This window comes from Saccharopolyspora sp. NPDC050642 (assembly GCF_040654735.1).
GTDB lineage: Bacteria > Actinomycetota > Actinomycetes > Mycobacteriales > Pseudonocardiaceae > Saccharopolyspora > Saccharopolyspora elongata.
This window is the reverse complement of sequence record NZ_JBFAIN010000042.1, coordinates 60,834-69,930: the sequence shown is the minus strand read 5'-3', so window position 1 is coordinate 69,930 and position 9,097 is coordinate 60,834. Positions and strand designations below refer to the sequence as shown.

The 9,097-nt window shown below is 65.4% G+C and carries 12 protein-coding genes; 8 read left to right on the top strand and 4 right to left on the bottom strand.

Features of this window, described 5'->3' with window-relative positions; all coding sequences use genetic code 11:
- Positions 1-309: 309 nt before the first annotated feature.
- The 3 genes from AB0H93_RS37620 (at position 310) to AB0H93_RS37610 (ending at position 1,983) form a co-directional block, all read left to right on the top strand.
- Positions 310-882 carry a hypothetical protein gene (locus AB0H93_RS37620; RefSeq protein WP_358580085.1) on the top strand — a complete coding sequence of 191 codons (573 nt, stop codon included), beginning with the start codon at positions 310-312 and terminating at the stop codon, positions 880-882.
- Between the two features lie 397 nt (positions 883-1,279).
- Entirely contained in the window at positions 1,280-1,756 is a 477-nt protein-coding gene (locus AB0H93_RS37615) for a hypothetical protein (protein ID WP_358580083.1), read from the top strand.
- Between the two features lie 32 nt (positions 1,757-1,788).
- Positions 1,789-1,983 (top strand): ubiquitin-like protein Pup, encoded by a 195-nt coding sequence (locus AB0H93_RS37610; RefSeq protein WP_358580081.1) that lies wholly within the window; start codon positions 1,789-1,791, stop codon positions 1,981-1,983.
- Between the two features lie 975 nt (positions 1,984-2,958).
- Here AB0H93_RS37610 and AB0H93_RS37605 read toward each other — a convergent pair.
- The gene (locus AB0H93_RS37605; protein WP_358580079.1) at positions 2,959-3,276 is read right to left on the bottom strand and encodes an ANTAR domain-containing protein; all 318 of its coding nucleotides are present in this window, start codon (positions 3,274-3,276) and stop codon (positions 2,959-2,961) included.
- A 393-nt stretch (positions 3,277-3,669) separates the two neighbouring features.
- Entirely contained in the window at positions 3,670-4,296 is a 627-nt protein-coding gene (locus AB0H93_RS37600) for a hypothetical protein (protein WP_358580076.1), read from the bottom strand.
- Between the two features lie 121 nt (positions 4,297-4,417).
- On the opposite strand from AB0H93_RS37600, the gene AB0H93_RS37595 reads away from it, so the two are divergent.
- Positions 4,418-5,293 carry a helix-turn-helix transcriptional regulator gene (locus tag AB0H93_RS37595; RefSeq protein ID WP_358580074.1) on the top strand — a complete coding sequence of 292 codons (876 nt, stop codon included), beginning with the start codon at positions 4,418-4,420 and terminating at the stop codon, positions 5,291-5,293.
- A gap of 123 nt (positions 5,294-5,416) precedes the next feature.
- Entirely contained in the window at positions 5,417-6,268 is an 852-nt protein-coding gene (locus AB0H93_RS37590; RefSeq protein ID WP_358580072.1) for an oxidoreductase, read from the top strand.
- 90 nt (positions 6,269-6,358) lie between these two features.
- On the opposite strand, the gene AB0H93_RS37585 is transcribed toward AB0H93_RS37590, so the two are convergent.
- Complete coding sequence (locus AB0H93_RS37585; RefSeq protein ID WP_358580069.1) at positions 6,359-6,562, bottom strand: hypothetical protein; 204 nt, start codon at positions 6,560-6,562, stop codon at positions 6,359-6,361.
- Positions 6,563-6,844: 282 nt separating this feature from the next.
- Between AB0H93_RS37585 and AB0H93_RS37580 the strand changes: the two genes are divergently transcribed.
- The 3 genes from AB0H93_RS37580 (at position 6,845) to AB0H93_RS37570 (ending at position 8,652) form a co-directional block, all read left to right on the top strand.
- Positions 6,845-7,234: a hypothetical protein gene (locus AB0H93_RS37580; RefSeq protein WP_358580066.1), complete on the top strand. Its 390-nt coding sequence runs from the start codon at positions 6,845-6,847 to the stop codon at positions 7,232-7,234.
- A gap of 204 nt (positions 7,235-7,438) precedes the next feature.
- Entirely contained in the window at positions 7,439-8,065 is a 627-nt protein-coding gene (locus AB0H93_RS37575; protein WP_132495539.1) for an ATP-dependent Clp protease proteolytic subunit, read from the top strand.
- Entirely contained in the window at positions 8,062-8,652 is a 591-nt protein-coding gene (locus AB0H93_RS37570) for an ATP-dependent Clp protease proteolytic subunit (RefSeq protein WP_358580064.1), read from the top strand. The genes AB0H93_RS37575 and AB0H93_RS37570 overlap by 4 nt, the downstream gene beginning before the upstream one ends.
- Before the next feature lie 9 nt (positions 8,653-8,661).
- Here AB0H93_RS37570 and AB0H93_RS37565 read toward each other — a convergent pair whose 3' ends face one another.
- Complete coding sequence (locus tag AB0H93_RS37565; RefSeq protein WP_358580062.1) at positions 8,662-9,009, bottom strand: helix-turn-helix transcriptional regulator; 348 nt, start codon at positions 9,007-9,009, stop codon at positions 8,662-8,664.
- Positions 9,010-9,097 lie beyond the last annotated feature (88 nt).

The following is a 9,097-nucleotide window of genomic DNA, read 5'->3' as shown; positions in this document are numbered from 1 at the left end:
CCGATCGGCCGGCCGGGCGTGCGGCTCGCTGCGCTCACCGGTCCCGGCCGGCCATCGACGGCGACCGGGCGCGAGCGGAAAGGCCGGCGGCCTCGTCATGGCGCGAGCGGAAGGCAGGCGGCCCCGCAGAAGCCGCCGAGATGGAGATCTGCACCGCGGGCGTCCTGACTCCACGGGTCGGCTGGGCGAGCCTTCGAAGAACGGTGCTGGGCGCGTCGCCGAGCTGGTCGCCTTACCACTCCAGCGGGCACGAAATCGACCGGCTGCGAAGGTACTCACCGGCTTGTGGTCACCACTAGGTTGCCGATCATGGGACCTCAATGGCAGTGGATCGGAAATCTGATCACGGCAGTGGCGACAATCTCGGGCGTCTTCATCGGGCAGGTCCTCACCCGACGTACAGAACGAACCAAGGCGCGCCGCGAGGACGCCACCCGTTGGCTGCAGGAACGACGGCAGGCCTACGCGGACTTCCTAGGAGCGGCGTTGGCACGGCGGGAAGTAATCAGCTACCCGGCCATGTACGAGCTAGGCCACCCGCACCACCCGTCGATCGATCAGCGCCTCAAAGATCTCGCCATGAACCATGAGGTGATCTATCTAATCGCGCCGAGCGACGTGATCCAACGCGCCGACCAGGTTCGTTCGGCCCTCGCTGCGCTCTACGACGACTCTCATCGCAGGATCGACATGAGGGGCGAGCTTCCTCCTGAGCTTGTCACCACAGGCCGCAACGACAGCCAGGTGCCGATGGACATGGCCGTACTTGAAGCTGTGATCGAGTTCCGTAAGGCAGCTCGTCGAGACCTCGGTATCGAGGCTGTGCCCGCCGAAGCGGCTGCCGTCGACGCAAAACGTCCATCTCTGGAGGGCACCCCATGAAGGTGGCCCCGTGTCGGGTGGGACCGGGGGGAGAGATTGCCAACTTATTGCCAACAATCACCCGCAATCGACGGCAAATGACGTCAGGCAACGCGAAACTCGGAACACGCGTTCGTGCAGGTAACCAAAGGTGTTGTCAGGAAACGGCAAACGTCGATGATCATGGAAACCTGATCAGAAGGTTAGGGGTTCGAATCCCTTCGGGCGCGCGTCTGGTCGAGACAGCAGGAACCCCCTCTAGTCAAGGGGGTTCCTTGCTTTTCGGGGCGTAAGGGCAAATTTCTGCTGGTTCAAGGGCACTCTTGCCTCTGCTTCGCGTCCGTCACCAGCTATGTCGAGCATGCTGAGAGTCAGGTAGCTAAGGAGAACCGCAGGCAGGAATGAACAGGGCGGGTTCATGATCAGCTGGGATCGCCAAGGTGACAGGATCATCGTGATCTTCAGCCCACGCCAGATCTGCTGGCTACGAAAGCACTTGACCGATTACCTACATCGTGTCGACCGAGCGCTCAGCGGGCACGTTGACGATCCGGTGATCTCGAACCTGTTCGGCGACACGTGTTCTCATGAGCTCAACTTCGTTACACGGTTCCACCGGGCGCGGGCATCGATCACGACTCTGCTCGATGACTTGCCCGACCGCGGTGGCGTCATCGTGATTCGTGATAACAGGCATCGCATGACCTGGACATGGACTCTCCACGAACTACGCATCGCGCTCGCGACCCGACTCGGGCTGGGTTTGCCCAACGCCGTAGGGCGTCCAGGTCGCGCCAGTGCCCCGAACAAGCTCATGCAGTGGTTGTCAACCGTAGCCGACACCCTGGCCGCAGCGGGCAACCACTCCTTCATGTCGGAATGCTCCGAACAGTGATACCCACTCACACACGCTAAGGAGAATGCCCCGTGGTCCAGCAACAATCACGCCACGAGCGTCAAGACGACGGCGAAGAGCAGGAATCACTCCGAAGCGGAACTACCGGAGCAACTGAACATGACATGGACAAAATTGACGAGCTGATTAAAGAAATAGACGCGGAGATCTCAGAGGAAGAGGCCGAAAGGTTTGTCTCGGGGTTCATCCAAAAGGGCGGTCAATGAATTTCCGGCAATCTTTGATCACAAGTAGTGTCATGGGTAGCCGAACGCGCCGATGGTACTGCGGGCGGGTGCCATGCCCGAGCTGGCGCCCGCCCATGGCGACAGGGTAGCGCTCGTCGGGTCTTCAGTTGCCAAGAGAGTGCCAATAATTGATCACCAAAGGTGTCAGCCAACGGCAAGCAACAAGGGGTTCGTTTTCTTCGTCTGTGCAGGTGGTGGCGGGTATCGGCAAACAACAGCAAGCGTCGGCGGCCATGGAAACGGGATCAGCAGGTTTGGTGGTCGAGGCCGTCCGGTGCCTCCGAGGATGGGCGTTGCGAGCTTGCATACGGCGCCCGCACCTTACCCTCACAAAACAACACCAAGTGACCGCAAACGCCCCATCGCGCTAGTCATTTGCAATTGCGATCAGCTCAGGTGGTCGCAGGTGTTCAGGGTAGACCGCAAACAACCGCAAGTGTCGCCTCAGAATCCGCGGGTTCAGGGTTCGATCCCCTGGCGACCCACCAAAACCCCAGGTCACAGACCTGGGGTTTCGTGTTTGGTGGGCCCGCTTGCCAATAAATTGCCAAGATTCCTCGCTACTCGGCGGAGCCCACGAGCTCCAAAGCCACGGCGCTGGCCCGGGACTCCTGTCCTCGGCCGAAGTAGTGATCTTGCGTCATCGACCGTGAGTACCCCAGCAGGTCCGCCACCTCGCGAGCGGTCAGCCCGGCGTCGGCCAGCAGCGTGGCGACCGTCTTCCGCAGCGCATGGAAGGTTACCCACCCGTACCCCGCGCGAACACGGAACGGCTTCCGCGTTCGGTCGATGACGTTCGAGCAGTTGAGGTAGCCGCCCTCGTGTTGGTGAAGATCGGTTTGCTGGGGTCGACCTTCCCGAGCTGGGATGCTCGATCCGAGAGCATCTGCACCGCGAAGTTCGATCAGCGGCCGAGGCAGACGAGGCCACTTGATCGCATTTGCAAGGCGAGGGTTAGGTTTCTTTGAGTCGGTTCCACTCCTCAAGGACACGGGCGCTTACGTTCTTCACAGTCGACGCGCTCGCTGCGCCCGCGACCCGCTCTACAAGCGTCTGAGCCACGTCACGCATGTCCGTACCGGTGTCGTGTGACATCCCGGCAAGCAGCTCGAGTGCGTCGTGGTCATCGAGTCCGAAGGCCAGCTTCAGCATGCCCTTGGCCTGCTCGATCGCCGGATGGCCCTGAAGTGCCGCGTCGAGGTTGCCGAGGCTGTCGCACGCCCTAGAGCTTCCCCACGGCTGCTGCTGGTCGGAGGTGTCGCGACCTTGCATAGGACCACACCCGAATCTTCCTGATGTCCAGTATGTCACTGTCTGAGCAAACTGGGACCGACGAAACGCACCTGGCGCTGGGATTGGGGTTGGCGGATGCCGCGACCACGCACCGGACATCGGCCGGACAATGTGGTCATCACCGCGCGCTCCGCGAAAGCCCCGGGTTCGGGGGGCTTGCAGGTGGCGTCCGAACACGTGTTCCCAGTATGAGCGTTCCTCAGTGCTACCAGTAGGCTGCTCCCGTCGCCTGCTGGACGGGGTTGCCCGCTCGTGGTACTGATCGGCGGCCGGGTGAACAGAATCCAGTCATGATCGTTGGTGCGCTTAATGATGTCAAACGACCTCAAGTGACCATCCAAACTGGACGTATCAAGTGGTTGATTTTCCTTGCTATGACAGGGATTGTCGTCCGTCGGCAAGTAATGACAAGCCTGATCTTTTAATCCGCGGGTTCAGGGTTCGATCCCCTGGTGACCCACCAAAACCCCAGGTCACAGGCCTGAGGTTTCGTGTTTGGTGGGCCTTCGCCCCTGCTTTGCCCCCGGGAAACGCCATGGCCGTCAGCGCAGATTCGAGGGCAGCTTCCGACCCCATGTGTACGTCCTGCTTCGTCGACGGCCGCGAGTGCCCGAGCTGATCGGCGATCACCCGTGCCGTCGACTCCGCTCCATCGAAGATGGTGGCAGCCGTGCTGCTGAACACGTGCGAGGTGGGCCAGGCGAAGCCCTCGCCACCCCGCGTAGAACGTGCCGGGTATTCGACGATGTAGTCGCGGTCGAGCTGGGCGGCGACGGCGAGCACGACGAAGAGCATGGAGCCCATGCCGTGCGGATCGTAGATCCCGGTCAGGGGTCCGCTCAGCAAATCGAGCTGAATCCCCGTGGCCTGCAAGTCGCCGAGAGCGTCATCAGCTCGGCGGCATTGCGCGCCAAGCGTTTCATCTCGTGCACGGTCAGCAGTCTTCTTTGCGCTGGGTCGTGCAATGAGCTGCAAACTAATTTGCAACAGGCTTGGCATAACCCATGCCCGTTCTCGGCGGACTTTGCCGAGTCTCGCGGCCTCGCACGACCTTTTGCGTAGTACTGGCAGGGCCAGCTATGCCCTTGGTGATCGGCTGGGTGAAGAGCAGACTCAGGGCATGGGCAATAACGACTTGGGCGACTTCCTGCGGGCCCGCCGTGCTGGACTCACGCCGGATGAGATCGGTCTACAGGTCGAGTTCGGCGCCGGTCGCCGGGTCGCCGGTCTGCGGCGCGGTGAGGTCGCGCAGCTGGCCGGGGTGAGTACCGAGTACTACACCCGTCTGGAACAGGGCCGTGCCCGGCAGCCGTCCGAACAGGTACTGCATGCCCTCTGCGACGCGCTGCGGTTCGATGACATCGAGCGGCGGCATCTGTTCGCCCTCGCGGGCACCACAGCCGGGCACAAGGACCGGGCCGAGCACTCGTCACAGCTACGACCGGCGCTGCGACAGGTGTTGGAGTCGATGGATCTGGCTTCTGCTTTTGTCAGCGACCGGAACCTCACCGTCGTCGGCGGGAACACGTTGTGGGCGTTGCTGTTTCCCGATGTGGCCGAGCTGCCGCGCCGGGAACGCAGCATGGCGCGCTGGACGTTGCTGGATCCGCGTGCTCGCCTGGTGTGGCGCGACTGGGAACGCGTCGCCCGCGACTACGTGCACGGGTTGCGGCTGGCCGCCGCCGCCCAGCCGCGAAACCAGCGCATCGCCAACCTGATCGGTGAGCTGATGATGCGCTCACCCGAGTTCCCGGCGTGGTGGTCAGAACACCGCGTCCAGGAACGCAGCACCGGCCTCAAACGCCTCCACCACCCTGTCGCCGGTGACCTGGAACTGCAGTACGAGATCTTCACCTCGGTCGCCGACCCGGGCCAATCGCTCGTCGTCTACTGCGCGCCGTCCGGCTCGCCATCTCAGGAGCGCCTGCGACTGCTGGCCAGCTGGGGCAGCGAACCCGCCACCGCGACTACCCGGGACACCGCCGCCGAGTCCTGACCACCGCCCGAACCGGGCGATCCAGCACCAACACCACCCAGACACGACCCCGCCACACCCGCGGGGTCGATGCCGCCGTGCCCACGCACGCCCCGCGGCCTGATCCACGAAAGGACACCCGTAGTGAGCAAGACATTCCTGATCACCGGCGTCAGCACCGGCCTCGGACTGGCCATCGCCCGACGAGCCCTGGCGGCCGGGCACCGGGTCGCGGGCACCGTGCGCACCGAGGAGCACGCGGCCGCCTTCCAGGCACTGGACCCCGACCGCGCCCGGGCCTTCATCCTCGACCTGACCGACGCGGACCGGATCGACCCCACGGTGCGGGCCGTCGAAGCGGAACTGGGCCCGATCGAAGTGCTCGTGGCCAACGCCGGCTACGGGCTCGAAGGCACCTTCGAAGAGTCATCGATGGCCGATCTGCGCCGCCAGTTCGAGGTCAACGTATTCGGCACGGTAGCGACCGTGAAAGCGGTCCTACCCGGCATGCGGGAACGGCGCGGCGGCCACATCTTCGTCATCACCTCGATGGGCGGGCACACCACCTTCCCCGGACTGGCGTTCTACGAAGGCAGCAAACACGCCCTGGAAGGCATCACCGACACCCTCGCCCAAGAGGTCACCCAGTTCGGCGTGCGGGTCACCGCCGTAGCTCCCGGCGCGTTCAAAACCGACTGGGCAGGTAGGTCACTGGTCCGCGCACCACGCAGCATCGCCGACTACGACGCACTGTTCGACCCGATCCGGACCCGCCGCCAGGCCCTCGCGGGTCAGGGCATCGGTGACCCCGATCGCGCGGGCGACGCCATCCTCACCCTCCTGGACGTGGAGAAGCCTCCCGTGCATCTCCTGCTCGGCTCGGACGCGCTACGCCTGGTCACCGCCGGGCGCCAACGCGTCCAGGACGACTTCGACGCCTGGGAGGAACTCAGCCTCTCCACCGACTCCACCGAAGGCGGAGTAACAGTCGCCTGACACTGGACAATTCACCAAGACAGCGGCCGGTAACGGCGCTGTGGCTACCGACCCCCCGGAGACAGCGACAGCGCCACATCCGACACATGATCAACGAAACGCCACACGTCCGCTCATCAGCGCAAGGCGTTCTGCGTCAAGCAGATGGCCGGTGCCTCGTCCGGCGCGGTCCCCCGTCAGCCGACCGCGCCGGACGAAGTTCTCGGCGTAGATGCAGAACTGGCCACGGTCGTCGCGATCCTCCCGCGCCTCACCGGTCAGCGCGACCACGTCGTCGCAGTCGATCTCGACCATGACCGGCACGACGTAGCGGACCCAGCGCCCCCTGACCAACACCCGCCGCACCCACGCCACACGGGCTCTCCAACGATCTCTAGCGCCCTCTACCAGGCACTACCCGAGCACTTGGCAGGTTTCTCCCGTATCCCGGCGGTCCCCCGTGGTCGGCCTTGGCGGTCAGGGGCAAGGACCGCTGGCGACGCTGCGGGACGCCCCCCACGGCAGGGGCCGCATAATGCCGACCGCGCGTGTCAGTTTCCACGCGACCGTAGTGCAGCAGAACCAGGGAGAGTCGAGATGCCGATGATCGTGTGGTGGCGCAAGCCGCCTAGCGCCAAGGGGCGCGCTGATGGTCGAGCTCTCGTCGCAGCACGCGTGTGCGTCGTCGGTCCATGGGTGTACCTCGTGGTCTTCCTTCCCGTGGCCGTTCTGGCGCCGGCCACGGCACAGATCGGCCAATGGGGTCTGCGGGTACTGGTGGTCATGGCCGTAGTCGGTCTGGTCGCCGTGTTCGTCCGGCGGCCCTACGACGATCAGGATGGTGACCTCGGCTTCACCCTCGGCTTCGGATCGCTGCTGTTGGTGCTGCCAGCTTTGCTGGGCGGGTTCTGGCCACTGGCCCTCCTTCCACCGATCGTGCCGATCCTCATGGTGGCCGCGGCGATCCGCAGGCGCATGCGCCGATGAGTCCGCGCGCGGCGACGAGCGCGTCACATGCGCAGGGCGCCGGCGCAAGCGATCAAGGAGCGATGCTGGGCGCACCGCTCTTATCGCCAGACCGGCTGGACTGCGAGGTCCACAGTGGAGAGTTCGGCGCCGGACTGCTGAGGGCTGATCCGCTCACAGCAGAGAAACCCGAGAAGTGCACCGGGGTGGCGGCATTGTCGGGGCATGACGGACCACGAGAAGCAGCCACTGTTCGACCACCGACTCCGAGAACGGTTCTTCAGCCAGCGGGTACTGGTCCTCGACGGCCCGCTCGACGACGACAACGGGACAGTGCTCGCCACCCAACTGCTGTCCCTCGCGAGCGAGGATCCCCGGAAGGACATCGCGTTGTGGATCCACTCACCGGGCGGCTCGGTCTCCGCGATGCTGGCCATCCGTGACGTGATGCGGCTCGTGCCGTGCGACGTGGCCACGCTCGCGCTGGGACTGGCGTGCAGTGCGGGACAGTTCCTGCTGTCGTCGGGCACACCGGGCAAGCGCTTCGCCCTCCCGCACGCCCGCATCCTGATGCACCAGGGCTCGTCCGGGATCAGCGGATCGGCGGTCGAGGTGGAGGTGCAGGCGGACGACCTGCGGCACACCCGGGACACGGTGCTCGGGATCATCGCGGAGGACACCGGTCAGCCGATCGAACGGATCTTCGCCGACTCGCTGCACGACCGCTGGTTCACCACCGAGCAAGCACGCGAGTACGGCTTCATCGACCACATCGTCGACAGCCTCGACCAGCTCGTGCCCGTGCGCACGCACCAACTGGGGCTCGGCGCGGCGACGGGAGCCGGCGAATGAGCACCTACACCATCCCCAACGTCATCACGCGCAGCGTGGCCGGCGAGCGGATCATGGACGTCTACTCGCACCTTCTGTCGGAGCGGATCGTCTACCTCGGCACCGCGATCGACTCGGGTGTGGCGAACGCGTTGATCGCCCAGTTGCTGCACCTGGAGGCGGACAACCCGGAACGGGAGATCAACCTGTACATCAACTGCGAGGGCGGTGACCCGTCCGCGATGCTCGCGATGTACGACACGATGCGCTACATCAAGGCGCCGGTGGCGACGACGTGCGTGGGCCAGGCGGTTGCGGCCGGTGCGGTGCTGCTGGCCGCGGGCGAGGCCGGACGCCGATCCGTGTTGCCCCACACCCGGGTGGTGCTGCACCAGCCCGCGGCGCAGGGCCGCGGCGCCATCCCGGACCTCATCATCCAGGCGGACGAGGTGGTGCGGGTGCGCACCCAGCTGGAGGAGATCCTCTCGGCGCACACCGGTCGCGATGTCGCGGACCTGCGGCACGACACCGACCGGGACCGCGTGTTGGACGCGGCGGGCGCCGTCGACTACGGGCTCGCGGACCGCGTCCTCGACCACCGGACCTGAAACCGCGTCTCAGGCGGCCATGAGCACGGGTCCCGCGGGGCGGCGCACGACCGCGGGGCCCGCGCCGCGGCGCTGCCGGACGTCGCCCGCGATGCCGGCGAGCAGGTCGGCCAGGTCGACACCCAGCGCACCCGTGACCGCGGCGATCATCTCGCTCGAGGGCTCCTTGCGGCCGCGTTCGATCTCGGACAGGTACTGCGGCGAGATGCCGGCCCGCTCCGCGATGTCGACGAGGCGGCCACCCTGCTCCTCCCTGGTCGCACGCAGGCTCCGGCCCAGCACCTCACGCCACAGCGGTTCCGGCTCGCGATCCGGCATGGGGGTGCGCTTCTGGTGGAAGGGAAGGATGTCCGCCATACCGTCATCCTGACACCGGTCCCGCGCCCGGGGGCAGCGGTTCCGCTCCCGGCGGAAACACCCCGACTCGGCCCGCAGGGCATCGCAG

Excerpts from the sequence above, each read along its gene's own strand:
- AB0H93_RS37620 (WP_358580085.1), top strand. The coding sequence starts at position 310 with ATGGGACCTCAATGGCAGTGGATCGGAAATCTGATCACGGCAGTGGCG.
- AB0H93_RS37615 (WP_358580083.1), top strand. The coding sequence starts at position 1,280 with ATGATCAGCTGGGATCGCCAAGGTGACAGGATCATCGTGATCTTCAGC.
- AB0H93_RS37605 (WP_358580079.1), bottom strand. The coding sequence starts at position 3,276 with ATGCAAGGTCGCGACACCTCCGACCAGCAGCAGCCGTGGGGAAGCTCT.
- AB0H93_RS37600 (WP_358580076.1), bottom strand. The coding sequence starts at position 4,296 with ATGCCAAGCCTGTTGCAAATTAGTTTGCAGCTCATTGCACGACCCAGC.
- AB0H93_RS37595 (WP_358580074.1), top strand. The coding sequence starts at position 4,418 with ATGGGCAATAACGACTTGGGCGACTTCCTGCGGGCCCGCCGTGCTGGA.
- AB0H93_RS37585 (WP_358580069.1), bottom strand. The coding sequence starts at position 6,562 with ATGGTCGAGATCGACTGCGACGACGTGGTCGCGCTGACCGGTGAGGCG.
- AB0H93_RS37580 (WP_358580066.1), top strand. The coding sequence starts at position 6,845 with ATGCCGATGATCGTGTGGTGGCGCAAGCCGCCTAGCGCCAAGGGGCGC.
- AB0H93_RS37575 (WP_132495539.1), top strand. The coding sequence starts at position 7,439 with ATGACGGACCACGAGAAGCAGCCACTGTTCGACCACCGACTCCGAGAA.
- AB0H93_RS37570 (WP_358580064.1), top strand. The coding sequence starts at position 8,062 with ATGAGCACCTACACCATCCCCAACGTCATCACGCGCAGCGTGGCCGGC.
- AB0H93_RS37565 (WP_358580062.1), bottom strand. The coding sequence starts at position 9,009 with ATGGCGGACATCCTTCCCTTCCACCAGAAGCGCACCCCCATGCCGGAT.